The sequence below is a fragment of the Enterobacter chengduensis genome, assembly GCF_001984825.2.
Lineage (GTDB): Bacteria > Pseudomonadota > Gammaproteobacteria > Enterobacterales > Enterobacteriaceae > Enterobacter > Enterobacter chengduensis.
The window spans coordinates 2,687,428-2,714,124 of record NZ_CP043318.1 but is presented as its reverse complement, the minus strand read 5'-3'; the positions used below and the strand labels follow the sequence as shown (position 1 = coordinate 2,714,124).

At 58.2% G+C, this 26,697-nt stretch carries 19 protein-coding genes and 2 pseudogenes; 13 read left to right on the top strand and 8 right to left on the bottom strand.

Annotated features, from left to right (window positions below; all coding sequences use genetic code 11):
• The first annotated feature begins 137 nt into the window (after positions 1-137).
• Positions 138-311, top strand: coding sequence for a GhoT/OrtT family toxin (locus FY206_RS13205; RefSeq protein ID WP_032640836.1), 174 nt, complete (start codon positions 138-140; stop codon positions 309-311).
• 86 nt (positions 312-397) lie between these two features.
• Positions 398-1,162 (top strand): annotated as a pseudogene (locus tag FY206_RS13200) (alpha/beta fold hydrolase).
• Between the two features lie 110 nt (positions 1,163-1,272).
• Here the strand turns inward: FY206_RS13200 and FY206_RS13195 are convergent.
• Genes FY206_RS13195 through FY206_RS13185 form a run of 3 tightly spaced genes read right to left on the bottom strand, consistent with a single transcriptional unit; the run spans position 1,273 to position 7,779 of the window.
• Entirely contained in the window at positions 1,273-3,450 is a 2,178-nt protein-coding gene (locus tag FY206_RS13195; protein ID WP_032640834.1) for a virulence factor SrfC family protein, read from the bottom strand.
• The gene (locus FY206_RS13190) at positions 3,447-6,428 is read right to left on the bottom strand and encodes a virulence factor SrfB (protein WP_077064028.1); all 2,982 of its coding nucleotides are present in this window, start codon (positions 6,426-6,428) and stop codon (positions 3,447-3,449) included. The genes FY206_RS13195 and FY206_RS13190 overlap by 4 nt, the downstream gene beginning before the upstream one ends.
• 4 nt (positions 6,429-6,432) lie before the next feature.
• Positions 6,433-7,779: an SrfA family protein gene (locus FY206_RS13185; protein WP_032640830.1), complete on the bottom strand. Its 1,347-nt coding sequence runs from the start codon at positions 7,777-7,779 to the stop codon at positions 6,433-6,435.
• Between the two features lie 283 nt (positions 7,780-8,062).
• Here FY206_RS13185 and FY206_RS13180 point away from each other — a divergent pair, with 283 nt between their 5' ends.
• Both FY206_RS13180 and FY206_RS13175 read left to right on the top strand, forming a co-directional pair.
• Positions 8,063-9,661, top strand: coding sequence for an ABC transporter substrate-binding protein (locus tag FY206_RS13180; protein ID WP_032640828.1), 1,599 nt, complete (start codon positions 8,063-8,065; stop codon positions 9,659-9,661).
• A 96-nt stretch (positions 9,662-9,757) separates the two neighbouring features.
• On the top strand, positions 9,758-9,991 hold the full coding sequence (locus tag FY206_RS13175) for a YdcY family protein (RefSeq protein WP_032640825.1): 234 nt from the start codon (positions 9,758-9,760) through the stop codon (positions 9,989-9,991).
• Between the two features lie 3 nt (positions 9,992-9,994).
• Here FY206_RS13175 and FY206_RS13170 read toward each other — a convergent pair whose 3' ends face one another.
• Positions 9,995-10,444 carry a DMT family transporter gene (locus FY206_RS13170; protein ID WP_032640824.1) on the bottom strand — a complete coding sequence of 150 codons (450 nt, stop codon included), beginning with the start codon at positions 10,442-10,444 and terminating at the stop codon, positions 9,995-9,997.
• On the bottom strand, positions 10,441-10,959 hold the full coding sequence (locus FY206_RS13165; protein WP_032640822.1) for a GNAT family N-acetyltransferase: 519 nt from the start codon (positions 10,957-10,959) through the stop codon (positions 10,441-10,443). The genes FY206_RS13170 and FY206_RS13165 overlap by 4 nt, the downstream gene beginning before the upstream one ends.
• 148 nt (positions 10,960-11,107) lie before the next feature.
• On the opposite strand from FY206_RS13165, the gene FY206_RS13160 reads away from it, so the two are divergent.
• The 3 genes from FY206_RS13160 (at position 11,108) to FY206_RS13150 (ending at position 13,706) form a co-directional block, all read left to right on the top strand.
• Complete coding sequence (locus FY206_RS13160; RefSeq protein WP_077064027.1) at positions 11,108-11,683, top strand: helix-turn-helix domain-containing protein; 576 nt, start codon at positions 11,108-11,110, stop codon at positions 11,681-11,683.
• 64 nt (positions 11,684-11,747) lie between these two features.
• Positions 11,748-12,788: an NADP-dependent oxidoreductase gene (locus FY206_RS13155; RefSeq protein ID WP_045890086.1), complete on the top strand. Its 1,041-nt coding sequence runs from the start codon at positions 11,748-11,750 to the stop codon at positions 12,786-12,788.
• Positions 12,789-13,037: 249 nt separating this feature from the next.
• Positions 13,038-13,706 carry a GntR family transcriptional regulator gene (locus FY206_RS13150; protein WP_032640816.1) on the top strand — a complete coding sequence of 223 codons (669 nt, stop codon included), beginning with the start codon at positions 13,038-13,040 and terminating at the stop codon, positions 13,704-13,706.
• Between the two features lie 119 nt (positions 13,707-13,825).
• On the opposite strand, the gene pqqU is transcribed toward FY206_RS13150, so the two are convergent.
• On the bottom strand, positions 13,826-15,940 hold the full coding sequence (gene pqqU, locus FY206_RS13145; RefSeq protein WP_032640813.1) for a TonB-dependent receptor PqqU: 2,115 nt from the start codon (positions 15,938-15,940) through the stop codon (positions 13,826-13,828).
• A gap of 242 nt (positions 15,941-16,182) precedes the next feature.
• Here pqqU and yncE point away from each other — a divergent pair, with 242 nt between their 5' ends.
• Entirely contained in the window at positions 16,183-17,244 is a 1,062-nt protein-coding gene (gene yncE / locus FY206_RS13140) for a 7-bladed beta-propeller protein YncE (protein WP_032640810.1), read from the top strand.
• Positions 17,245-17,334: 90 nt separating this feature from the next.
• Here yncE and ansP read toward each other — a convergent pair whose 3' ends face one another.
• A complete protein-coding gene (gene ansP / locus FY206_RS13130; RefSeq protein WP_032640809.1) occupies positions 17,335-18,831 on the bottom strand; it encodes an L-asparagine permease in 1,497 nt (498 codons plus the stop codon).
• A gap of 536 nt (positions 18,832-19,367) precedes the next feature.
• Here ansP and FY206_RS13125 point away from each other — a divergent pair.
• Positions 19,368-19,766: a (R)-mandelonitrile lyase gene (locus FY206_RS13125; RefSeq protein ID WP_032640807.1), complete on the top strand. Its 399-nt coding sequence runs from the start codon at positions 19,368-19,370 to the stop codon at positions 19,764-19,766.
• Here the strand turns inward: FY206_RS13125 and FY206_RS13120 are convergent.
• Positions 19,763-21,298 carry a methyl-accepting chemotaxis protein gene (locus FY206_RS13120; protein ID WP_032640805.1) on the bottom strand — a complete coding sequence of 512 codons (1,536 nt, stop codon included), beginning with the start codon at positions 21,296-21,298 and terminating at the stop codon, positions 19,763-19,765. The genes FY206_RS13125 and FY206_RS13120 overlap by 4 nt on opposite strands.
• A gap of 344 nt (positions 21,299-21,642) precedes the next feature.
• On the opposite strand from FY206_RS13120, the gene FY206_RS13115 reads away from it, so the two are divergent.
• From FY206_RS13115 to FY206_RS25560, 4 genes and pseudogenes are all read left to right on the top strand, one after another.
• On the top strand, positions 21,643-22,182 hold the full coding sequence (locus FY206_RS13115; protein WP_032640803.1) for an AAA family ATPase: 540 nt from the start codon (positions 21,643-21,645) through the stop codon (positions 22,180-22,182).
• A 110-nt stretch (positions 22,183-22,292) separates the two neighbouring features.
• A complete protein-coding gene (locus FY206_RS13110) occupies positions 22,293-23,294 on the top strand; it encodes an LLM class flavin-dependent oxidoreductase (protein WP_032640801.1) in 1,002 nt (333 codons plus the stop codon).
• Positions 23,291-24,412 (top strand): amidohydrolase, encoded by a 1,122-nt coding sequence (locus FY206_RS13105; protein WP_032640799.1) that lies wholly within the window; start codon positions 23,291-23,293, stop codon positions 24,410-24,412. The genes FY206_RS13110 and FY206_RS13105 overlap by 4 nt, the downstream gene beginning before the upstream one ends.
• A 16-nt stretch (positions 24,413-24,428) precedes the next feature.
• Positions 24,429-26,692, top strand: a pseudogene (locus tag FY206_RS25560) (NtaA/DmoA family FMN-dependent monooxygenase).
• The last annotated feature ends 5 nt before the right edge of the window (positions 26,693-26,697 follow it).

The window sequence follows — 26,697 nt, the reverse complement described above, 5'->3', positions numbered from 1 at the left end:
GCCATACGTGTTAAGCAAACTACTCAGTTGTTATTAGCCATGCACTTTAAGTGGTTATTCTGTAACGAAAAAACTTGATCTGTATCAACATATGACGCATATTGCGTGCGGTTATTTTTTCGGCTCTGGTGTACAGAATGACGTTGTATCAAAAGATGTTGGTTTTTTACGCAATCATGGCTGCCATCTGCGCATTAATTACCTGGTTCCTCTCCAAAGACCGCAAACGTATCCGCCTGCTCAGCGCTTTTCTGGTGGGGTCAACCTGGCCAATGAGCTTTCCGGTTGCGCTGCTGGTCTCGCTTTTCTGAAGCACGCTTCCATTTTTAAAAGATGAATATGGCATTCCAGCTACGGTAACTGTATAAATAAACAGTGCATCGTAAAAGGAGTGCTTATGAACAGTTTTTACTCGCAGCAGGCCAGTTGCAACGTGCGCTGGCATGATCTGCCCGGCACCGGCGATCCCGTGGTGTTCATTCACGGGCTGGGCTGCGCCTCTTCCTATGAATATCCCCGCGTCGTTCATGACCCGCTGTTTGGCGCGCGCAGAGCGATTCTCATCGACTTGCCCGGCAGCGGCTACAGCGACAGGCCTGAGCACTACGGCTATAAAACCACCGACCAGGCGCGCGTTGTCGCGGAACTGATTAACCACCTTAAGCTGGATGCCTTCTGGCTATACGGCCACAGCATGGGCGGCAGTATTGCTATCGAAACGGCGGGGCTGCTGACAGGGCGCGTGAAGGGGCTGATGGTGTCGGAACCGAATTTTCATGCGGGTGGGGGAATGTTCAGCCGGTCTATTGCAGCGCAAACCGAGCAACAGTTTGTGACGCAGGGCTATGACGCCATGCTCGGTGCAGAAAAAACGGCGTGGGCGGGGTGCCTGCAGAGCAATGCGCCGCATGCCGTCTGGCGCGGAGCAAAGAGCCTGGTTGAGGGTGTAATGCCAGTGTGGGAAACGCAATTCCTGTCGCTCACGTGCCCGGTGACGCTAATCTTCGGCGAACATTCTCTGCCTGACGACGATGTTGATAATCTGTAGCAGAAAGGCGTTGAGGTAAAAATTATCCCTGCGGCGGGGCATTCTATGTCGTGGGAGAATCCGTCAGCACTGGCACAGACGTTAGCCGGGTGTATGGCAACGTGCATTCTGTGAGTTCCGCCCGGCGGCGCTACGCTTGCACGGGCCTACGATGAATTGTGCAATGTATTGATATTATGGCGGAATGTAGGCCGGGTAAGCGCAGCGCCACCCGGCAAGAAAGGCTACATTATTAAAGCCCGCAGTGCCCGACGCGCGTCATGCTGAACATCCTGCGGATGCTGGTAATCGATGTTCTCGATCGCGCGGCTATAGAGCGCAACCAGCCAGTCGTAAACGTACGCGGTGGCCGCATGCACAGGCTGTTCCCCCAGGCGTGTCAAACGCGGCTCGCCGCTGCTGACCACCGGCGTGACGAAGATGGCCTGGCCCTTGCGAACGCGGCTTGCCGGACGTGCCGTCACGGGCGTCTGGTCGTAACCCAGCCAGCCAATGAAATTGCCCATCACGGCATGCAGTTGTGCAGCGCTGCTTTTGTCCGCTTCGACAATACGCTGCAGCTGCTGAGGCAGATCAAGCCGGTAGCTGGTGACCACCAGCACGTCCGCGATTTGCTGTAACACCGCAGGTTCCAGCCCGAGACGGGCGGCCGTGGCCTCATTGCGGCTCCACTGGCGCAGATGGTTGATCCAGACCCGGTGCGCGAGACGCGCTTTGTCTTTTGTCTGGAACAGGCCGGTGCTTTCCTGCGCACTCTCGGCAAACAGGTCAATGGTGTCCGTAAACAGCCCGTTCACCTGCTCCTCGCGAGGCTGCTGAACGGCGAGCAGCGTTTCAAAAGCTTTCAGCGGCGGCAAAAGACCTTCAAGCAGTTCGCCGTGGCGGGCGGCGCTGCTCTGCAGCATGCGCACCATGTTTTCGGCCTGAGCGCGTCTTGTCCCCGGCTCCTCAACCAGCGGCGCCAGATAGCTATGCATCAGCGACGTAAGCTCCTGGCGCAGCAAGGCGTTCAGCGTGCCGAGACGCTTCTGTCGCTGGGCGGGTAGCGTGGCCTGAGACAGCCACTCGACGACGCGCTGCATGCTGTGGCTGTCCAGCGCCTGCAGCGTGCCCCAGCGTAGCCCCGGCTTTCCGAGCAGGTGCTGTACGGCCTCATCAAGATTTTGCCGGGTGGTAAAGCGGGCGTCGTGTGGGGTAATCGCCCACACCAGCCCCGGCAGGGCCGATTCCTCAGCAGGCTGCGTCTCCTTCACCCAGTTCATCAGCACTTTTGCTTTTTTGGCCGTCTGTTCGTGCTGCGCCGTCGCGTTGCAAATCACCAGCACATCCGGCTGAAGCTGCTGACGGTAATGCTCAAGCAGCCACTGGGATTTTGCCTGGCGCAGCGGGTCGGCTCGGTTATCTTCAAACACCGGAATATCAATAATGTCGACGCGGTCCAGCGCGCCGTTCTCAACCGGCAGTACCAGCTCGCGGGTCAGTAAGGCCAGCACGTCGACCGGGAGGCTGATGGCGTTAAGCATCTCACCGCCGTTCAGCGGATGAAGCAGCGTCTCCTGCGCGTCCTGAAGATCTAACGTGCCGTCGTGCGTCAGGAACCCTTCACCCGGCAGCCCAAAGCTGTCCACCAGCAGGCTAAGCGGGGCAGCAAGCTCGCTGGCATGGCTGGTCTGATGCAGCACGTGGGCCAGTTTTAACCACTGCTGGGTCAGCTCCTGCTGCTCCCCCCACAGCAGCGACCATACGCTGGCCCGCGTGCTGAGATCGAGTGATGGCACCAGCTGGGCAAACGCGTGCCAAAGGGCATCATCAATTTGCTGCTTAGCGGCGGGGACGGTGCTCTGCCAGAAGCGGGCAATGGCACCCACCTCCTGCGCCGTGATGCCGGGCACGCCCTGCGGCTGGCGCAGCCCGCGCCATTTCTCCAGACGTGCCTCAATGACCGCCTTATCCACCGCGCGCATCTGCGGATGCAGCGTCGTGCGGGCAATAAACAGCTGTACCAGCTCGGCCTCGGAGACCAGACGCAGTCGCAGCGGAAACGCGTCATCAGCCACCTCCGGGTTTTCCCGGGTGAAGCGGACGGCCATGTTGGTCAGGGCGTGCCCCGGATTGATATGCGAAAAATAGTCAAAGGTGCGCTGGCCGGGCGTCACGTTCAGGCGTCCATTACCGCTGCCGCACAGCGATAACAGCAGGTGCGCTTTCGCGCTCTGCGAATGACCGTAAAGCCCAATGCTGCTCTGGCGGGCCATGGCGCGTTCAATGGCCTGCTCCCGCGCCTGCGCCGCGTTGATGCGGGCAAGCAGGGCGTCGGCATCGTTATCCAGCACAGGGGCGTTCAGGCGCGTCTCATTAATCCACCCGATTAAGGCCTGAGTGGTGGTCGTCGTCGCTGTCATTTCAGGTATACGCTCCCGCTGTCGATCCAGTAGTGGCTGCCGCTGTGTCGGCGGTCGGCCAGGGTATTCAGTTTGAAGGTTAATGCGTCAGGCGCCACCGGGGTGCCGTCCTGCAGCCAGGCGTCGCTCAGCTCGAAGGCCTCCGGACCTTCCTGCTTGCTGCCGCCGCAGAGCTTGAGCCGCACGTTCAGCACGCCGTCACCGGCAATCGCTTTCGCCAGTTCAGCCGAGTTAATGCTGAGCGTGTAGAGCGGCGTGGCGGGCCAGCGCGCGTTCGCCAGCTGGCGGAAGCCGAGGGTCACGTTACCGCGCAGCGGGAAGTGCAGACGCGCGTCGAGCTTCGCGCCGGGTTTATCGAGATCGATATCCTGATACCAGACGTTTTCCTCGCGCAGGGTATTAACGGTGTTATCCAGCACGCCGAGATAGCGCACGGTGGAGTACGCGCCAATGTCCGCGGCCTTAAAGTTGAAGCGCGGCAGACGCAGGTCGAGCGCCAGGCTGCAGAGCATGGCCCCCACGGCGGCCGTTGATTTCGGGTTGCCAATGCGTCCCTGCTGGCTGAACGGATACCATTCGTGCACCTGGTATTTATCCAGCCAGACGATGCGGTTGACCGGCACCGGCTGCAGATGACGAATCAGCGCCTGAACCCCAGGCAGGCAGCCTGGACGACCGGTGATCAGCAGAATGTCGCAGCCGTAGTGGGATATCGCCTCGCACACCGCGTGGAGCGGGGAGGCCAGCGTAAACTGCCCGGCCAGCATCGCATCCTGCATTTCGCGGAAATTGACGTGCAGCGGCACGGCGAACAGATCAAACGCGTCGGAACCCGCGGGCAGGGCATGATCGATCGCCTGCTGCAGGTAATTCATCACGTTGCGGGTCGGCTTTTGCGCCAGGAGATCGCCAAAGGTGGCATGCAGACCGGCCAGCGGATCGTCAACGTCGCTGGATTCCCACGCGGCAAGAATGGCATGGCCAATCGGCATAAAGAGCTGAAGCGCCGTCTGCTGGCGCAGTACGGCCTGGGTATCGATGCGTCCGGAGTCGCCGAACAGCGAGGCCATCAGCAGCGAGGCGTCAGCGATACCGGATTTCTGCAGCTGCGTTTGCAGGGCAGGCAGCACGTAGCGCTGAATCACGTCCAGCAGCGTATCGTCGCCCGCCACTTTAAACCCTTCGCGGAACAGCAGTTGCGGCGTGATTTTGACGTTATTGCCGGAGCCGTCATCCAGCTGGTAATGGGTGATCGCCATATCCGTTGTGCCACCGCCGATGTCGATAGACGCGACGCGCAGGGCGCGGCCCGGCTGGCTACCCGGTTCAGGCTCACGGTCCGGGCGGGCCAGGGAGGCAAAGAAGGCTTCCGTCTGGCCGCCAAAGCGGGAGATGGCTTCGTTGTACAGCCAGACCAGCTGGCCGCAGCTGGCTTCATCCCACTCCATCTGGATTTCAGGTACCGGCACCACGCATTTATCCTGCTGTTTACGGGTGACAAAATCCTCATCCTGCGGATGCCAGCCCATTGCTTTCCAGACGATGGCGATGGCTTCAAACATGCGACGACGGAAGATCTCGCGCTCCTGCTTTGGCATGGCCGAAGGCAGGGTCAGGATCAGGGTGCGCAGCTGGCGCGGCGAGGCCGGGAAGCCCAGGCGCAGGCGCGTGGCGACGCTGTTGATCTGGCCCAGCGCCTGTGCCAGCAGCTCGCACAGCATGTGCGTCATCAGGGTGCTGCGGCTGTACTGCGGCGAGAAGACCGGCAGGCGCTCGTCCTGCGGCAGCGTGAAGAGCGGCTCGCCGTCATCGTTCATCAGGTTCATCAGCGGAAACGCGGTGGCAAGCGGTTCACGCTGGGTCTTACTGTTCATCTGGCTAAAGCGCCAGTCCTGCACGACCGGCGTTTCATCCCACAGGTAGCGACGCGGGCTGGAGATGCCGCTGTTGCCCTCGGTTCCCAGACGCTGCATCGCCAGCTTGCGGGCTTCATCGCCAACGCGAACAATCGACGGCCAGACAAAGGCATCTTCGCGACCGCTTTCAACCGAGAAGTGCTGTTTGCCAAAACGCGCTTCCGAAAACTCGAGACGGCTGGTGAACAGCGGCTCGTTCAGGAACTGCGGCTCGCTGAGCGAGCGGACCTGCAGCTCGGCGGTCTGGCGCAGCCCATCGTTGGCATCGCCATGGTCTTCAATAATGACGCCGCATGTGTGGGTATTGCCCACGTCGAGGATCAGGTCGACCGGAATGGCCGGCGTGCTGAGCGTGTGGGTGACAAATTTCACTTCCGGCACGGTGAGCTGTTCACCGAGCATGGTCATCAGGTTCAGCCAGTGGGCCTGATATTCAAAGCCGCGCATCGCCTGCTGGAGATCGCGTTCCGAGCGGCTTTCAACGCCGTCGGCATACTGGGTAAACGCCTCGCGCAGCCAGCCGTCAATCCAGGTCTGATCGAGGAAACTTTCTACTTCGCTGTCTCGCCAGGCCAGCGCGAAGCGGGTCCCGTTCAGAATATCGTTTTCTACCGGCGAGAGTGCGGACGTGGCATGTTCGGCAATCTGGCTGTCGAGGGCGAGCGTGACGCGGTGCGTGTTGCCTGCCGTATCCGGGGTGTCAAGCCTGCGCACCTGAACGCGGGCCCAGTTATCCGGCCCCTCAACAAAGGTGCGCGGCGGGTTGAAGCGCAGGAACGGAACCGGAAGCCAGACGCCGTCCAGCACCGCCAGAGACTGATGCAGCGGGATAGTGGTTTCCGGCTTGACCACTTCAGGCTGCCCGCCGTTCATGGCCGGCAGGGTATAGCGACCGTTGACCAGGTCGAAATCGAGGCGCAAAAGCGGGCCGTTCGCGGTTTTACGTACGAAGCGTCCGTTGCTGGCCAGGTCCTGCGGCGTCAGGCCGAAATCAAGGAACTGCACGCCGCTGTTGGCAATAAGCGTGACGCTTTGTTTATAGTCGCAAAGATTTACCAGCATAGGATCAGGCACCTGCTTTCTTAAACGTCAGTGGGACGACGGTGTTGGCATCATAACGGGCGCGACATTCTGCGATATCGCTGGTGCCTGCTTTACAGGCAATTTCCGGCATCGGGTAGCGGGAGCCGTCGGTGCAGCGGGCGGTGCTGCGACTTTTAATCATCAGCTCGCCGTTGCTGTGCAGGCCGGAGAACACCTCCGCGCGGCAGACAACGTTATCGCCATGGACAACCCGGGCGAAGCCTTTATTGTTCTGGATCTGATAGCGCATTGACGGCGGCTTGCCGGTGACCGGATCTTTCACGTCGAGAACCGCACGCCAGGTGCCGTTCAGGAAGCGCGTCGATCCCGCTTTTACCTGATTCGCCTCCATCACCATGGCGTCTTTCGGGATGGCGACAATCACTACCGGAGCGGGCTGCGGCGCAGGCGCTGGAGCAGGTTCTTTTTCCTTGCTTGCCAGCACCTCTGCCTGATGCAGCGGTAACGTCATCGCCAGCGGCTCAACCGCCTTGATCGGCTTCGGCGCAATCTCCACCGGTTCCGGCGCGGCGGCGTGTGCGGGCGCAGCGGAAGGGGCCTGTTTTGGCCACAGCAGCGGGGCGGTGATGGCGGCGACGATCGCGACGGCAGCCGGTAGCGTCCACAGGGGAACGCGGCGCTTTTTCGCGACGATCGGCGGGGCCGGTTCCTGAGCGGGTTGCGCAACAGCCGGGGCGGGCCCGGGCGCATACAGTTCGTCCGGGGTAATGCGCACCACCGTGGAAGGGGCGATCAGCGGCTCGTCTGCGTGTTCAAAGGTGACGATCGGTTCGGGTTCAGGCTCGGGCTCCGGATCGGCAATCACAACGGGGGCAGGTTCAGGGATCAGGGACTCACGCAGGCAGTCGAGAACATCGTCGCGCGCGTTCTCGTTCAGGTTTACAAACCCCCAGAAGCAGATGACCGGCTTTCCGTCTACCAGGAAGAGGAAGTTTTCCCCCGGGAATTGAAACGCCTTCGACAGCAGGGAGCCAAAAAGCTGCTGGGCGGTTTTGGGCGACTGGAGGCATTTTTTGCTGAGCGACTCGACGCTGGCCAGCGTGTTTTCCAGATAACGCAGGGCGCGGTAACGATCGTCTTCATCGGCCGCTTTCCAGCTGGTTACGCTCCCTTCAACCGGGGAATACCAGTCCACGCGGTCGCCGCTGTCGTTGACCTGAGGGATCGCCAGACATTCGACGATGGCCTGCTGTTTGCGTAACCGGAGCGCTTCCCGGATTTGTAACGCTGATTCAAAAACGGCTTGTCCGCCGCCGCCAACGGCCTGAAAGTCATCCAGGTTACCGCTGCGTAAAAGAGTTTTTGCCACGATTTGATCCCATATACTTCTTCACACCGTTACTTTAACGAAATGAAGAAGCAACCAAACGGCAGAAGAGACGCTAAAAGGGCCGATTTCTTGCGGCATAGAAAGTGACGGTTGTGCTTGACGAATAATGGGCCTTAAGGCAAATCACCGCGTTGGGCGCTGGCTGTAAAATCAGCAAAAAACGCGGCTTTAGAATAACCTGATAGTGTTTCGTTATTTGCCAGGTCATAACGGCTGTGCTGTTATTACTCTCTTATATAATAAAACTGTCAGGGTTATAACCATGTCTACAGGGAAAACACTGCTCGCCCTTGCGCTGAGCGCGCTGCTACCAGCCGGTGCCGCATGGGCGGCAAACAACGATACGCTTATTTACTGTTCAGAAGCGTCCCCCGAATCCTTCAACCCGCAAATCGCCAGCTCTGGCCCCTCTTTTGTGGCCAGCTCTCAGGTGCTGTACAACCGCCTGATCAATTTCGACCCGGTGAAAAACACCCCGGTTCCGTCGCTGGCGGAGTCCTGGACGATCTCACCGGACGGTAAGACCTATACCTTTGCCCTGCGCAAAGGGGTGAAGTTCAACAGCAACAAGTACTTCAAACCGACGCGCGACTTTAACGCCGATGACGTTATTTTCTCGGTTATGCGTCAGAAAGACCCTAAGCACCCGTATCACAACGTGTCGCAGGGCAACTACGAATACTTTAACGACGTGGGGCTCGACAAGCTGATCCAGGACGTTAAAAAGGTTGATGATTACCACGTGCAGTTCACCCTCAGTGAACCCAACGCCGCGTTTCTGGCCGACTGGGGGATGGATTTCGCCTCCATTCTTTCCGCCGAATACGCCGACGCGATGCTGAAAAAAGGCACGCCTGAAAACGTCGACACCTGGCCGATCGGTACCGGGCCATACGTGCTGCAGCAGTACAAGGTGGATTCGCTGATCCGCTACGTCGCGAACCCGAACTACTGGGAAGGCGACGTGCCGACGAAGCATCTCATCTTCTCGATTACGCCGAACGTGGAAACCCGACTGGCGAAGCTGCAGACCAACGAGTGCCAGATTATTCCTGCACCGTCTCCGGTTCAGTTTGACGTCATCAAGAACAATAAAGACCTGACGCTGCACTCGGTCGATGCCCTGAACGTCGGCTATCTGGCGTTTAACACCGAGAAAAAACCGTTTGATAACGTGCTGGTGCGTCAGGCGCTGAACTACGCGACCGACAAGAAGGCTATCGTGAATGCGGTCTTTATGGGATCGGGTACGGTGGCAAAATCGCCGATCCCGCCAAATATGCTGGGCTTTAATAAAGACCTGAAGGACTACGGCTACGATCCTGAAAAAGCGAAAGCCCTGCTGAAGCAGGCGGGCCTGGAGAAGGGGGCGGAAGTTACGCTGTGGTCAATGCCGGTTCAGCGTCCGTATAACCCGAACTCGCGTCGTATCGCGGAGATGATTCAGAGCGACTGGGCGAAAGTCGGCGTGAAGGCCAAAATTGTCTCCTACGAGTGGGGCGAATATCTCTCCGGAATGCGTAAAGGCGAACATGACGCCGCGCTGTTTGGCTGGATGTCCGATAACGGCGACCCGGACAACTTTGCCGACGTGCTGCTCGGCTGCAGCAGCATTAAAACCGGATCAAACGCCGCGCGCTGGTGTGATAAGGGGTATGATGCCCTTGTACAAAAAGCGAAGCTGACCAGCAGCCAGGCCGAGCGCGCGAAGCTCTACGGTCAGGCGCAGGAGATTTTCTACCAGCAGGCGCCGTGGATCGCGCTGGCTAACGGCAAAACGTTCTACGCGACCCGCAGCAACGTGACCGGATACAGCGTGAGCCTGATGGGCAGCGATTTCTCTAAAGCGAAGCTGAACTGATCGTGTGCCCGGTGGCGCTGCGCTTACCGGGCCTACGGTTCCCCCTGTAGGCCGGGTAAGGCGTAGCCGCCACCCGGCAATTCACGAGGAGTGACAATGTCACATTTAAACGACGTTACCGCCCGCGTCGATGCCGCCATCGACGAGAGCGTCATTGCCCACATGAACGAACTGCTGATTGAATTAAGCGATGATGCAGAGCTTAGCCGTGAAGACCGCTACGCCCAGCAGCAGCGCCTGCGTACCGCGATTTCGCACCACGGCAAGCAGCATAAAGAGGAGATGGACGCGCGTCAGGAACAGCTGACCAAAGGCGGCACCATACTGTAACGATCAAAACTGGCGTCTCGCCACCAGCCAGGCTCCCACCACCAGCATCACCGCGCCGCACGCCGGGCCAATCAGGGCGCGCAGCGGAACGCCATGGCTTCTCAGCACGTCCAGCACCAGCCCGCCAATCAGCTGGCTTGCCACCAGCACGGCGATGGTCGTCGCCGCGCCGACGTTCTGATACCCGCTAATGCTGGCAAACACGAAGAACGACCCCAGCAGCCCAGGAATAAGCGTCCACCAGCGCACCGTTGCGGCCAGCTCGCTAAACCCGGCGACGCCCTGCTTCAGCAGCAGAATGCTGACAAACAGCACAATGCCGACCAGAGAGTTCAGCAGCATCGCGATAATAATGGTGGAGGAGCTCTGGGTGATACGCACCATTAAGGTGTTTTGCACCACCAGGCCGATCCCCGCCGCCACCAGGAACGCCAGCGTCAGTGACTGATTCATGGGATAGCGTCCGGATCGCTGCGCTCGTCCAGCTGCAGCTGCATAAAGGTTAGGTCCAGCCAGCGGCCAAACTTGGTCCCCACCTGCGGCATTTGTCCTGTTGTGATAAAACCGAGCGTTTCGTGGAGGTGAATTGAGGCATGGTTTTGCGCCTCAATGCCGGCCACCATCACGTGCTTACCGATGGCGCGGGCCTCGTTAATCAGCGCGACCATCAGCGTGCGGCCAATGCCTTTTCCCTGATGACCCGGGTGCACGTAGACCGAATGCTCCACCGTATGACGAAAACCGTCGAAGGCGCGCCAGTCGCCGAACGAGGCGTAACCGGTCACCGCACCGTCTTCTTCACTCACCAGAACCGGATAGCCCGCAAGCGTGCGCGCCTCAAACCAGGCGATGCGATTATCGGTATCGACGGTTGTATCGTTCCAGATCGCGGCGGTATGCAGCACCGCGTGGTTGTAGATTTCGCCTATCGCAGCGCAGTCTTCTTTGCAGGCATGACGAACGATCATGTTTAACCCTCTGTGTGTTGTTCACTATAGTGTTACGTTATTGCTACGATATTACACAACCGTATCGCCCGATCGCTACGGCATAAACTATATTTTTTTGTTATCAAAAGCCGATTGAAATGCCGTTCATACACTATAGTATGACGTCATGAACACCATAACAGACACGATGAATCAACGGATTAGCGCAAGAATTCGCCTGGAGCGCGAGTCTCGCGGATGGTCCCTGAGCGAGCTTGCTGACCGGGCAGGCGTCTCCCGCGCCATGATCCACAAGATAGAGCGCGGAGACAGTAGCCCAACGGCCACCTTGCTTGCCCGCCTCTCCGGCGCGTTTGGCATCAGCATGTCCACGCTGATTGCCCGGGCCGAAATGCAGGAAGGCAAGCTGTTGCGCCTCGTCAACCAGCCCGTCTGGCGCGACCCGCAGACGCACTACCTCCGCCGCCATGTTTCTCCCCGAACCGATCTGCCCATCGACCTTGTTCAGGTTGAACTGCCTGCGGGCAGCGATGTGCCTATGCCTGCCTCTTCTTACGCGCTGGCGCGTCAGCTTATCTGGCTCCAGTCCGGCGAGCTGGTGTTTCAGGAGGGCGATACGCGCCACGAAATGCGCGCCGGAGACTGTCTTGAGCTGGGGCCGCCAAATGACTGCCGGTTCATCAACGAAACGAATGAAACCTGTATCTACCTGGTTGTACGGCTCAACCAGTCCGGCTCGTAATGCTAATGCGATAACGTCAAACGTGCGCCAGGCTGTAATGACATTTGACCAGAAGGAGATCCCGATGAATCAACCTGTTTCGCAAAACCGCCGCTGGGTACTGGCCTCCCGTCCTCAGGGGGCGCCGGTCGCGGAAAATTTTCGTCTGGAAACGCAGTCGGTTCCGGTACCGGGTGAGGGGCAGCTTTTGCTGCGTACCGTCTGGCTGTCGCTGGACCCTTATATGCGCGGGCGCATGAGCGATGCGCCGTCCTATTCACCGCCGGTTGAGATTGGTGCGGTGATGGTGGGCGGTACGGTTAGCCGCGTTGAGCAGTCAAACCATCCCGATTTCAAACCGGGTGAGTGGGTACTGGGCTACAGCGGCTGGCAGGAGTATGAACTTTCCGACGGCAGCGGTCTGGTCAAGCTGGGCGACAATCCCTCGCATCCTTCCTGGGCGCTGGGGATTCTGGGCATGCCGGGCTTTACCGCCTATATGGGATTACTGGATATCGGGCAACCCAAAGCGGGTGAAACGCTGGTAGTTGCCGCGGCGACCGGCCCGGTGGGCGCAACCGTCGGGCAGATCGGCAAAATCAAAGGTTGCCGGGTGGTCGGTGTGGCCGGTGGGGCTGAAAAATGCCGCCATGCCGTTGAGGTTCTCGGGTTTGACCAGTGTCTGGATCACCACGCGGCCGATTTTGCCGAGCAGCTAAAGCATGCCTGTCCGAAAGGCATTGATGTCTACTATGAAAACGTTGGCGGGAAGGTGTTTGACGCCGTGCTGCCCTTGCTGAATACCTCCGCGCGGGTGCCCGTGTGTGGCCTGGTCAGCGGCTACAATGCAACGGGTTTGCCCGAGGGGCCGGACCGCCTGCCGCTCCTGATGGCGACCATCCTGAAAAAGCGCATTCGTATGCAGGGCTTTATCATCGGCCAGGACTACGGGCACCGCATTAAGGAGTTCCAGGAAGAGATGGGGCGCTGGGTGCAGGAGGGCAAAATTCACTATCGTGAACAGGTGACGGACGGGCTTGAGAACGCTCCCGAGGCGCTGATTGGCCTGCTTGAAGGGCGTAACTTCGGCAAAGTCGTGATTCGCGTCGCGGCTGACAATAAATAAAAAGCACTATGGCGGGATTTCCCGCCATATTTATTTGTGAAGATACGATATATTGTCTTTAATTAACGAACATGGTTTTTCGCGCCTGCATACCGAATGGGCCGAAACCAAAAAAACAAAATTTGCTTTTTTTTGCTGTTTTTACGTACTTCCCACCACCAGGCATGACGATACAGGATATATCGGAACAGCGTCATTTATTTAACTGACGCTTAAAATAGCATTAAGTTTTAGCTACAGGAATTGAACATGCTTGATTTGGATCACTTAGAAAAAGCCCAAAGGGTTAGCCTTACCATGCAAGTTGAACTCAGTTTGAAAGGCGCGTTAATTACAGGCTCGCTCAAACCTGGGGCGCGACTGATTACCAAAGAGATCGCCGATAAATTAGGAACCAGTATTACCCCGGTTCGGGAGGCGCTTTTGCGCCTGGTGTCATCGGGGGCGTTACACGCCACGCCCGCGCAGGCCTTTCTGGTTCCGGAGGTGACGCTGGAGCGTTATAACGAGATTAACGCGATTAGAAAACAGCTTGAGCCGATGGCGGTCGCCGCCGCCTGTCAGAACATGTCGGAAGGCAAGCTGGAGATATTGCGCAACATGTCAGAGGCATTCCATGAGGCCATGCGCAACGGCAACGTTCAGCAGGCGCTTCATGCGAATCGCGTCTTCCGCTTTACGCTTTATCAGTATGCGGAAATGCCGACGCTCAATGCACTCATTGAGCAGCTCTGGGTGCGCATCGGACCCTGTATGAACTATCTGCATCAGGAGCTTAACGACATCAAAGCGTCGACATATCACTATGACGAGCTCCTTTCCGCCCTTGAGCGACGCGATGTTATAGCCTGTCAGAAGGCGATTGATAAAGTGATTGATGAAGCAAATGTGCTTTTACAGCGACAATATTTTAACTGAGCGATTATTTAACAGAGCGACTATATACTGCAGCTAATTATTTATCTGGTGAATATCTCTCGAGGGCAATAAGCCCTCGGGAGGGTTATTTCATAAATATAATAAACGTTTCTTTTTGCTTACTCGAAGCGATAAGAGACCGACAGCCCGACCCCGTAGTTACGGCCTGGCGCAGGCTCGTAATAACGCCCGTTGGACTCGTTGACAATAACCGAGCCAACATATTCTTTGTCAAACAGGTTATCGACGCGGCCAAACACGTCCATGCCCCAGTTGCCATAGTTGAATTTATACCCGGTGTTCAGTCCGACCACCGTATACGACGGCGCTTTCGCCGTGTTCTCGTCGTCGGCCATGATATCGCTCATGTAGCGCACGTCAGAGCCCGCGTACCAGCCTTCCTCCGGCTGCCAGCCAAACGAGGCGTAGCCCATGTTGCGGGCGATACCCGGCATACGGTTACCGTTGCAGTCTGCGTCGCCGCAGACGTTGGTGCGGTAGGTAGCGTCCAGGTATGTCCAGGCCAGCTTCAGCTTCCAGTTCTCGGCAAACTGCTGGTCGAGGGAGAGCTCTGCCCCCTGACGGCGGGTTTTACCGGCGTTTTTATAGCTGGTACGTCCGCCCGCGCTGGCATCCACCACGATCTCATCATCCGTATCGGTGCGGAACAGCGCTGCCGTCAGCAGGCCATTGCCGATGCGGGTTTTGCTGCCCACTTCGTACGTGTTGTTCGTGGACGGCTTCAGGCCGATGTTCAGGCCGCCCTGGCTATCGGCGCGATAAGAAAGTTCGTTGATGGTCGGCGTTTCGAATCCACGTCCTGCGGCCGCATAGAGGTTCCACGCGTCCGTCACCGCATACTTCACGGAGCCCGCCGGGAGCCACTTGTGGTAGCTCGCGTCACCGCTGTCATCGCCGTTGCCCGGCGTAACGTAGTGATCGTTGGAATCAAACCAGACCGAGCTGTAGCGCACCCCCGCATCGACGGACAGCTTCTGCGTCAGCTGCCAGCTCGTTTGCAGATAAGGATCGACGTTCCACATCAGGTTGCGTTCGTCCCGACGCTTGTCACCCTTCACGCCGTAGTCCGGCACGCCGTTGTTCATCACGAAGTTTTCGTAGCCGCGACGATCTTCGCTCAGGTTTTCGTAGTTCAGACCGGTGGTAAAGGTCACCGGCACGAGCAGTTCGCCACGGTGCGTCCAGCGGGTATCAATGCCCTGATAATGACGCTGCATATCAATCACCCCGCCGGAGTGGGAGGGTTTCAGCTGCGGCTGCCAGGGAATCGACTGGTACTGCGTCATTTCACGCTCGCCGGCGTACATCATTACGCTGAGGTCGTCCCGGGTGCTGAGCTGGCGATCGTAGCGCAGACCGGCCTGGGTCTGCTTGATGGTCTTGCGGGTGTTGTACTGATCGCCGCGCGGAGACTGGCGCGGGTTACTCTGCCACTCCTGATAGCTCAGGCCGCCCGGATCGTTGGCCTTCATGTCCACGCTGTTGAAAATCAGCGTCAGCTTGCTGACGTCATCAATACGCACGCCAAGTTTGGCATTGGCCAGATTCTTCCGCGCGCCGCTGTGGTCGCGGTATCCCGTGGTGGTGAAGCGGGTAGTGGAAACGGTGTAATCCACGTCTCCCGCGTGGGTGCCATCTCCCATCGCGCCGGTGGCCTTCATGCCGTAGCGCCAGGTCCCGTAGCTGCCGTAATAGCTGCTGGCTTCAATGGTCGGCGGCTGCTGTCCGGTCTGGGTATTGATGTTAATCACGCCGCCGGAGGCGTTGCCGTACAGGGCGGAGAAGGGGCCGCGCAGCACTTCAACGCTCTCCACGCTGGAGAGATCGATATTGGAGGTCTGGCCCTGTCCGTCCGGCATGGTGGCAGGGATCCCGTCGACGTACATACGGATCCCGCGCACGCCAAAGGTTGAGCGGGCACCAAATCCACGCATCGAAAGCTGGAGATCCTGGGCATAGTTCTGACGGTTCTGAATTTGCAGCCCGGGTACGCTGCCAAGCGATTCTGACAGGTTGATGCGGGGCGCGGCCTGGCGCATATCATCGCCATTCACGACGCTGATGGCGGCAGGGGTATCCAGTTCCGATACGGTTTGCGGCGTGGCGCTGACGATCATGGTCTGTTCCTCCGCGCTCATTGCGGTCAGCGGCGCGAAAACAACGGGAACCAGCAGCAGCGGGAGAGAAGCCTTACGGGCAGAAATGATTTTCATGAATAAAACCGGTTGTGGTGTATAAACGAACCAAATGGAACATGTCCATACATGTTAAAGGTTTTGTAAATGTTTTGAAAACTATAACCGCACATTGCGTTAATGAAAGGCGAGAGGGTAAAGAAAAACTCCACATTCAACTGATTAATGATTACTATTCTCATTATCAAAAGGCAATGCCATGACGTTGTCTGCCGGAAGTGATGTCAGCCCAAACCCCACTTTTCAGAAAAGGAATTGTTATGTCTTTACGTCATCTGCGCTCGCCGCGTCTGAGCCTGTCGCTGCTGTCTGCCACCTTACTGCTTGCCGGGACGTTCCAGGCGCATGCCGCCGAAGAGGTGCTGCGCAAAGCGGTGGGCAAAGGGGCGTATGAAATGGCGGTCAGCCAGCAGGAAAATGCGCTGTGGGTGGCGACGTCACAAAGTCGTAAAACCGACAAGGGCGGGGTTGTCTACCGTCTTGATCCGGTCACGCTGGACGTGACGCAGGCAATCCATAGCGATCTCAAACCCTTTGGTGCCACCGTTGACAACGCGACCCAAACGCTGTGGTTCGGCAATACGATCAGCGGCGCGGTAACGGCTATTGATGCAAAAACGGGCGACGTGAAAGGGCGCCTGGTGCTGGACGGCCGTCAGCGCAGCGAAACCGTCAAACCGCTGCAGCCGCGCCAGCTGGTGGCGGATGACGCAAGCAACACGATTTACATCACCGGCGTCGGCAAAGAGAGCGTGATTTGGGTGGTCGATGGCGCCACGCTGAAGCTGAAAGAGACCATTGCCAATACCGGTACCTACAGCACCGGCCTGGCGCTGGATGCGCAGGCGAAACGTCTATACACCACGAATGCGGACGGCGAGCTGATAACGATTGACACGGCCACCAACAGGATCCTGAGCCGTAAAAAAGTGCAGGACGACGGGAAAGAGCACTTCTACCTGAACCTGAGCCTCGACGCCGCCGGTCAGCGCGCGTTCCTGACCGATTCAAAGCAGCCGGAAGTGCTGGTAGTGAGCCTGAAGGACGGCAGCGTGATCGAGAAAATCGCCGCGCCGGAGTCACTGGCCGTCCTGTTTAACCCGGCCCGTAATGAAGCGTACGTGACGCACCGTGAAGCCGGTAAGGTGAGCGTGATTGACGGGAAAACGTACAGGGTGACCAAAACGTTCGATACGCCGGTCCACCCGAACAGCCTGGCGCTGTCTGCCGATGGCAAAACGCTGTACGTGACGGTGAAACAGAAATCTACCCGCCAGCAGGAAGCCACCCAGCCTGACGACGTGATTCGTATCGCGCTCTAGTAAGGGATTGCCCGGTGGCGCTGCGCTTACCGGGCCTACAAAACCTGAAACGTAGGCCGGGCAAGGCGAAGCCGCCGCCCGGCTTTTTGATTAACGCGAGGTTTCTTCAACCAGCGGGGCGTCGTGTTTTTCATCATCAGGATGAACCGGCGCGGTGCTGTGAATTTCGTGAACGCGCTTACGCACGCCAAACCAGCCCGCAATCAGCAGCACGGCCAGCAGCGGAATGGTCGCGATGGTGTAGGTACCGTTCGGGTAGTCGAACGCCATCAGCACCAGCACGCTGAACAGGAAGAGCAGGGTGAGCCAGGAGGTTACCGGCGCGCCGGGCAGCTTAAAGCTGACGTCAGCGGCTTTGCCTTCCTTAATCGCCTTGCGCAGACGCATCTGGCAGACCACGATAAAGCCCCAGGAGGCGATAATCCCGAGTGCAGCCACGTTCAGTACGATCTCGAACACCTGAGACGGTACCAGGTAGTTCAGGAATACGCCGAAGACATACACCACCAGGGTCGCCAGAATACCCGCATACGGTACGTGCTGCTTGCTCATCTTCGACATGAACTTCGGCGCAGAGCCGCCCATCGACATGGAGCGCAGGATACGACCGGTAGAGTAAAGGCCGGAGTTGAGGCTGGAAAGCGCCGCCGTCAGCACCACGATGTTCATGATGCTGCCCACGTAAGGCACGCCCAGCTTAGAGAAGAAGGTTACAAACGGGCTCTGGCCCGCCTGATAGGCGTTCCACGGCAGAAGCAGAACCAGCAGCACCACGGAACCGACGTAGAACAGACCGATACGCCAGATCACGCTGTTGATGGCTTTTGGCACCATGGTCTGCGGATCTTTACATTCACCCGCGGCGGTACCCACCAGCTCGATAGAGGCGAAGGCGAACACCACGCCCTGAACCAGCACCAGCGCAGGCAGCAGGCCGTGCGGGAAGAATCCGCCGTTATCGGTTATCAGATGGAAGCCGGTGGCGTTGCCGTCCAGCGGCTTGCCGCTGCCGAGGAAGACGGTACCCACGACCAGGAAGATCACGATGGCCAGCACTTTTACCAGCGCAAACCAGAACTCCATCTCCGCGAACCACTTCACGCCGATCATGTTCATGGTGCCGACAATCGCCAGCGCGCCAAGCGCAAAGACCCACTGCGGCACGTCACCGAACGCGCCCCAGTAGTGCATGTACAGCGCCACGGCGGTGATATCGACGATACCGGTCATCGCCCAGTTAACGAAGTACATCCAGCCCGCCACGTAAGCGGCCTTTTCACCGAGGAATTCACGGGCGTAAGAGACGAAGCTGCCGCTGGAAGGGCGATGCAGTACAAGTTCGCCCAGCGCACGAAGAATGAAGAAAGAGAAGATCCCGCACACCAGATAGACCAGGGCGAGAGCCGGGCCCGCCATCTGCAGGCGTGCACCTGCACCTAAAAACAGACCCGTTCCGATAGCGCCGCCGATGGCGATCATTTGAACCTGACGGTTGCCCATCGCCTTGTGGTAGCCCTCTTCGTGGGAGTTCAACCAGCGACGTTTAGCAGCATGATGATCGGCTGCGCTTTTATTGCTTGTTTTCATTGAGTTACCTGTTTGCCTGTCTGAACCATTATCGTGATAGTCCTGCCTGGCAGAGCGCAATACAAACGATTGCTTCTGCGCAAACACATGTCGCCTTCCCAGTCATTCTGCGTATGGATAAGGCGAAACATGGCGAGGCATCCTACCTGCAATTCATAAGCGACGCAAAATATAACCGTGCCGAAAGTGATGCACGTCGAAGGAAATCGTGTGGTCAGAGCAGACGGGGATCACAACACGCTGAATCGTGGTGAGTTTTTAGACAAAACGGTCGGCCGGTTGATGATTTAATCATCAGATTCGCTTAATAATTACCAGGTGGTATAGATGTGGAATGCTGAAGTGCATCTAACAGTAACCTGAAGGCGGTAGTGTGTTGGCGACGGCTCGGATAATGAGAGCAGGTCGTTGACGCTATCTTTAAGCATCGCGATTCTATTAATGAATTTCAGTCATGGGTTCAATCTGATTATGCACTCTAATGCTCCGGAGTGCTTTGCGCTACTGTTTACGCAACAGCAAAAGAGGAGCATACGATGAAAATTATCCGCAGCGGTTCATTACCTTCAGCAAAGGGGCCGGAAGCCTGGTTCACCGGCACCGTCCGTATTGATGCGCCATTCCAGGCGAGTGAACCTGCCAGCGTCGGCGGCGCCACCGTCACCTTCGAGCCCGGCGCGCGCACGGCGTGGCATACGCATCCCCTGGGACAAACGCTGATTGTGACGCAGGGTCGCGGCTGGTTACAGGAGTGGGGCAAGGCGGCGGAAATATTGAATCAGGGCGATATCGCCTGGATCCCACCCGGCGTAAAACACTGGCACGGCGCCTGTGCGCAAACGGCGATGACGCATATTGCCATCGCCGAATCCGTTAACGGCAGCCCGGTAACATGGCTGGAAAAGGTCACCGACGAGCAGTACCCGAACGGTTAACCGCCAAAAACGGCAATCGCCTGCTGCAGTCGCGTCGTGCGCTGCGTCAGGTGATTGGCGGCGTGAGTGACGTTATCCACCATCCCCGTATTGTTGTGGGTCATTGCACCAATTCGGGAGAGGGATGCGTTGATGAGCGTCAGCGCCTGGGTTTGCTCCTGCGTGGCGTGGCCGATCTCCTTAATCAGGGAGGAGACCTGCAGCACATTGGCGATCATGACCGCCAGCTGCGTTTCGGTCTGCTCTACTTTCTCCACGCCAGCGTTAACGCTGGCGACGTTTTTCTCAATCAGCGCTTTGATCTCTTTCGCCGCCGTCGCGGAGTGCTGCGCCAGGTTGCGTACCTCAGCCGCCACCACGGCGAACCCGCGCCCGGCTTCACCCGCGCGCGCCGCTTCCACGGCCGCATTCAGCGCCAGGATATTGGTCTGGAAGGCAATACGATCGATAACGCTGATAATATCGACGATCTGGCCGTTATCCTGCGACACGGACTGCATCATACCGATGGTCTCATTCATCATCGCTTCACCGCGATGGGCGCTGTCGCGGGTGCGGTCCGCCATCTGGATCGCCTCGTTCGCGGTTTCTGCCGTCTGCTTCACCGCGCTGGCGATCTCTTCCACCGCCGACGCGGTTTGCTGCAGAAAATCTGCGGTCTCTTCAGAGCGCGTTTGCAGCGCCGCACCTTCTTTCGCGACCTGCTGGCTGATGGCGCCAATACCGCTGATTTGCGCCCCGACATCGTCGACCAGCGAATTCAGGTTTAAGCCAGACTGATTCACCAGGCGCATCATCAGCCCAATATCGTCGATCCTGTCAAAATGGTAATAGGCCGTTTTACGCCCTGAAACCACGCGCTGCATCTGTTGCACAATCGATTTTACCGGCCGGGCGATCTGCGCATGAAGATAAAAGGCCAGGGCAATAAACAGCAGCGCGAGAGTACCCGTCAGAACAGGTTTATCCGGGAATAAATACACCGTCAGGCAGGAGAGTAGCGCCGTCGCAGCAATACCAAGATGGATTCGTTTAGCGGTGCTGAGACATTTAAAGAGCGACAAAAACGAAAATAGTCCGCGCCGCACCAGTAATCCTTTATAAAAGCGGTAATGTTTTAACTGGTGATTACGCACCTTTTCATACAGTTTTTCACTGGCCGCGATCTCGTCCCGGGCGGGTATATTTCGCACGGAAATATACCCCGTCAGGGATCCACCCTGCCAGACCGGCGTCACGTTAGCCCGAACCCAGTAGTGATCGCCATTATGACGACGGTTCTTCACCAGCCCGGTCCATGTATCGCCCTGCTGAAGGGTATACCACATGTCGGCAAACGCGGCGGCAGGCATATCGGGATGGCGAATGAGGTTATGCGGCTCGCCAAGAAGATGTTCTTCCTTATATCCGCTGGCTTCAATAAAAGCGGAATTAGCATAGGTAATATGGCTTTTTGTATCGGTGGTCGACATTAACGTCGAACCATCGTTAAGCAAATATTCGTTTTGTGTAACAGGTGTGTTACGCCTCATGAGTAACTCCATGATGATGTGCAAAAATAAAATAAACTCCGGAAAATGCTCCGGTAAGATTAATGTGATTATTTTTATAACTGTCCGTTTCTTATTCTCCCTGAAATGATGATTGCCTGAAATACCCGGCGTTAATTATTTTTAATACATGAGGATTATGCGGTGTAATAAAAATGAAAATATTTGCATGGCCGTTTATGAACGGCGCTGCAAATAAATGACATAAGCCAAATTGAAAGGGGGAGATCGTCTCCCGATAAAAATTGCCGAGCCGAAATAGCGTTTCGTTAACAGGATGAAAACGCTATGATTTGGTCAGTTTTCGTTAACACAGTGGGAATAGGGTGAAAATTAACGTCATCGGAACCAGCGGGAGCGGAAAAAGCACGCTGGCGAAGCAGATTGCAGCCGAACTGGTCATTCCCTATATCGAGATGGACAGGCTCTACTGGCAACCTGACTGGCAGGGGACGCCGGACGACGAGTTTCAGGCAAAGCTGGCGCAGGCGCTACAGGCGTCGCCAGACTGGGTGCTGGACGGTAACTACAACCGCACGCGGCCTGTCAAATGGCGCGATGTAGATGTGGTGGTGTGGGTGGATTACGGATTTACCCGCACCCTCTGGCAGGCCGTCACGCGGGCAATGAAGCGGGCCTGGCATAAGCACGAGCTTTGGCCGGGAACGGGGAACAGAGAGAGTTTCCGTCGCGCGTTCTTCAGCAGAGAATCTATTATCATCTGGACGATTAAGACCTGGCGAAACAACCGCTCGCGTTACGCAGCCGATCTGCAAAACCCGCAATATGGCCATATTCGCTTTGCGCGTATCACCCGCCGGGAGCAGGCACAAACGCTGATTGCCTCCTTAAAGTCTTATTCTTAGCATGGTTTTATATATCTGATTTCCGGCAAACCAAATGTAAATTAATTGTTTCTCAGTGGTGAAATGCGCCTTTAATAATGTCGACATGTTAAGTCAAACGAGAACGCAACATGTCATGGCGAATCAGCATTCTGGATAAAAGCCCCATCGCTGAAAACGAAACGGCTGCCGATGCACTTGCGCGAACCCTTGCTCTGGCGCAGCAGGCGGAAAATCTGGGCTATCACCGCTTCTGGATTGCCGAGCACCACAACACCCCGCACCTTGCCAGCCCTTCGCCGGAGCTGCTGATTGCCTGGATCCTCGGGCAGACCACGCGCATCCGCGTTGGGTCTGGCGGCGTGATGCTCCAGCACTACAGCCCCTATAAAGTCGCCGAGAACTTCAACGTGCTGGCCGCGCTGGCGCCCGGTCGCGTCGATCTCGGCGTCGGGAAAGCCCCCGGCGGCCTGCCGCTCTCAACCCGCGCGCTGCAGCAGGGGCTAAATCAAGAGGAAAAGGGCAGCTTCGCCGAACAGCTGGCCCAGCTCGATCGCTGGATCCGTCCTGAACATCCGTCAACCGAGGATGCCGTCCGCGCCACGCCGCTGCCGCCGTCGCCAGCACAACGTTTTCTGCTGGGCGCGAGCACCGACAGCGCGCTGCTGGCCGCCAGGCTCGACTGGGACTTTGTGTTTGCCGCGCACCTGAACGGCGATCCGGACCTGCTGCGCGAGGTGGTATCAACCTGGCGCAAGAGCAGCGAACGGGACGCGATTGTGGCGGTGCAGGCGATTGTTGCGCCGACGCAGGCCGAAGCGGAAGCCCTGGCGCAGAAGGTCGAAGCGTGGGGCGTTGAGCTGGCAAACGGCCAGCGCGTGACCGTCGCCAGCGAAGAGCAGGCCTACGCGTTTGCGCGTCAGGCGGGGAGCGAGCCGGTGCGCATTGCGCGCCGCGCCCAGTCGCTGCTGGCGGGCACGGCCGAGTCGGTCCTGGGGCAGCTCAACGCGCTGCACCGGCAGTGGGGCATTGACGAATTTATTATCGACACGCCGGTCGCGGAGGGGGCAACGCGCGTCGCGTCGCTGCGTCTGCTTGCCGAGGCGCGTCTTAACAGGGAGGTTACGGTATGAGTTTTGGCGAACAGCTGATTGCCTGGCGCCGGGAACTGCACCAGAACCCGGAGCTGTCCGGGCAGGAAGTCGAAACCACCGCGCGCCTGCGCCAGTGGCTGACGAAGGCCGGGATTACACCACAGCCTTACGATCTGTCTACCGGACTGGTGGCTGAAATCGGGACGGGCGACAGGCTGATTGCGCTGCGGGCAGATATCGACGCTCTGCCGATAGAGGAGCGCAGCGGCGTGCCGTTTAGCTCGCAGCGTGCAGGCGTGATGCACGCCTGCGGACACGATATCCACACCAGCGTGATCCTCGGCGCTGCGCTAAAGCTGAAAGAGCGGGAGGCCTCGCTTAATGGTCGGGTGCGGATCCTGTTTCAGCCTGCCGAAGAGAACTTTGGCGGCGCGAAGAGCATGGTGCGGGCCGGCGCCCTGCGTGACGTCAGCGCGATTTTCGGCATGCACAACGAGCCCGGCCTGCCGGTCGGTGAGTTCGCCACGCGCGGCGGGCCGTTTTATGCCAACGTCGACCGCTTTGTGATCCGCATTACCGGCAAGGGGGCGCACGCCGCACGTCCGCATGAAGGCAACGACGCCATCGTGCTGGCGAGCCAGCTGGTGACGGCGCTGCAAAGCGTCGCCAGCCGCAACGTCAATACGCTGGATTCGGTGGTGCTGAGCGTGACGCGTATTGCGGGCGGTAACACCTGGAACGTGCTGCCGGAAAGCGTCGAGCTGGAAGGCACGCTGCGCACCCACCGCACGGAGGTGCAGCAGAACGTGAAGGCCCGCGTGGGCGAAATCGCGGCGGGGTTTGCCAGCGCCTTTAGCGCGCAGATTGACATTACCTGGTATGCCGGGCCTACCGCGCTGGTGAACGACGAGCGCTGGGCCGACTTCGCGACCTCGGTCGCCCGGGAAGCCGGGTATGAAACCCGTCACGCCGAGCTGCACATGGGCGGGGAAGATTTCGCGGTCTACCTGCAGCAGATCCCGGGGGCGTTTGTCAGCATCGGCAGCAACAGCCCGTATGGTTTACATCATCCGGCCTTCAATCCGGATGAAGCCTTAATTGAGCCCGCTGCCCGCTATTTTGCACAGCTGGCGGAAAAAGCCCTGCAACACGTTTAATTCAGGAGAGGTGAATATGTCTGCACATCGTCAACTGCGGCTGGGGACCATTTTGCAGGGTGCATCCGGGAATATGTCCGCCTGGCGTCACCCTGAGGCCGTCGCCGACGCCAGCATCAATTTTGATTTCGTCAAGGCGACGGCGCTAAAGGCGGAAGAGGGCAAACTCGATTTCCTGTTTGTGGCCGACGGTCTTTATATTAACGAGAAATCGATCCCGCATTTTTTAAATCGCTTTGAACCGCTAACGGTGCTCTCCGCGCTGGCCACCATCACCTCGCGTCTGGGGCTGGTGGGAACCTTATCCACCTCCTACAGCGAGCCCTTTACCACGGCGCGCCAGTTCGCGAGCCTTGACCACCTGAGCAACGGACGCGCGGGCTGGAACGTGGTGACCTCGCCGCTGGAAGGATCGGCGAAGAACTTTTCCCGCGAAAAACACCCCGAGCACGCGCTGCGCTACCGCATTGCCGATGAGTATCTCGACGTGGTGAAAGGGCTGTGGGATTCCTGGGAAGGCGATGCGTTTATCCGCAACAAGGAGAGCGGCCAGTTTTTTGACCCGGCCAAACTGCATGCGCTCGATCACCACGGTGACTTCTTCCAGGTCGCCGGGCCGCTGAATATTGGCCGCACGCCCCAGGGCCGTCCGATTGTCTTTCAGGCCGGGGCGTCGGACGACGGGAAAAAGCTGGCGGCGAAACATGCCGACGCCATTTTCACCCATCACGATACCCTCGACGAGGCAAAAGCCTTTTACCGCGACGTAAAACAGCTGCTGGAAACAAACGGCCGCCGCGCGTCGCATCTCCATATTTTCCAGGGCGTCAGCGTGATTGTGGGGAAAGACGCCGACGACGTGGAAAACCAGTATCAAACCACGGCGGCGCTGGTGTCGATTAACGATGCACTTAACTACCTCGGGCGTTATTTCGAACATCACGATTTCAGCCAGTATCCGCTCGACGAGCCGTTCCCTGATATCGGCGACTTAGGCAAAAACAGCTTCCGCAGCACCACCGATGAAATTAAGCGTAACGCCCGCGAGCGCGGCTTAACCCTGCGCCAGGTGGCGCTTGAGGCCGCTTCGCCGCGCCCGCGCTTTTCCGGCACGCCGGAAAAGGTTGCGGACGGCCTGCAGGCGTGGTTTGAGGGCTATGCCGCAGACGGCTTCATCATTCAGGGCGGCACGCCGGACACCTTCCCGCGCTTTATTGACCAGGTGGTGCCCGTTTTACAGGCCCGCGGACTGTTCCGTACCGACTATCCGGGCACCACGCTGCGCGAAAGTCTGGGCTTAGACCAACCTAAAAACCAGTTCACACAACAATAAAAGAGAACACCGCTATGCAGAAAACATCGCTTATTCTGGCGCTCGCGCTGGCCTTTACCCCTGCCGTCTGGGCAGAGAATGTGAATATTAACGGCACCGGCGTGAGCATCGAGGCCAATAAAACGCCGGTTAATACCGCGAAAAACGGCGAGGCGGTGGCGCAGCTGCCGAAAGACTATCGCTTTGCCGTGCCGGGGAAATTTACCGTGGCGGTGGCGGGACTCAATCAGCCGCCGCTGACGGTCTTCTCCGATGACAACAAAACGCTGCTGGGAAGCGAGGTTGACGTCGCCCGTCTGGTGGCGGACAGCCTGGGGCTGGAGCTGAACGTGGTGCCGACCTCCTGGGAAGACTGGCCGCTGGGCGTGGCGTCCGGGAAATATGATGCCGCCATCAGCAACATCACCGTCACCAAAGAGCGTAAAGAGAAGTTTGACTTTGCCACTTACCGTAAAGATTCCCTCGGGTTCTACGTGAAATCAAGCAGCCCGATCAAGTCGCTTGAGAAGGCTGAGGACATCGCCGGGCTGCGGATTATCGTCGGCTCCGGCACTAACCAGGAGGCCATCCTGCTGGCCTGGAACGCCGAGAACCTGAAGAAGGGGCTGAAGCCCTTTACCCCGATCTACACCAAAGACGATGCGGCCCAAACGCTGGCGCTGCAGTCCGGGCGCGCGGATGCCTACTTTGGCCCGAACGTAATTGGCGCCTGGAAAGCGGCGCTGAACGGGAAAACCAGGCTGGTGGGCAGCGTCGACGGCGGCTGGCCGAAGGCGGCGCACATCGCGGTGACGCTGAAAAAAGGCAGCGGCCTGGTTGAGCCGGTGCAAACCGCGCTGAACGGCGTCATCAAAAACGGCGATTACGACAAAGTGCTGAACCGCTGGGGTGAAGGGGTGGAGCGCATTCCTCAGTCAGAGGTGAACCCGGCGGGCCTGGGCGATTAAGGAGG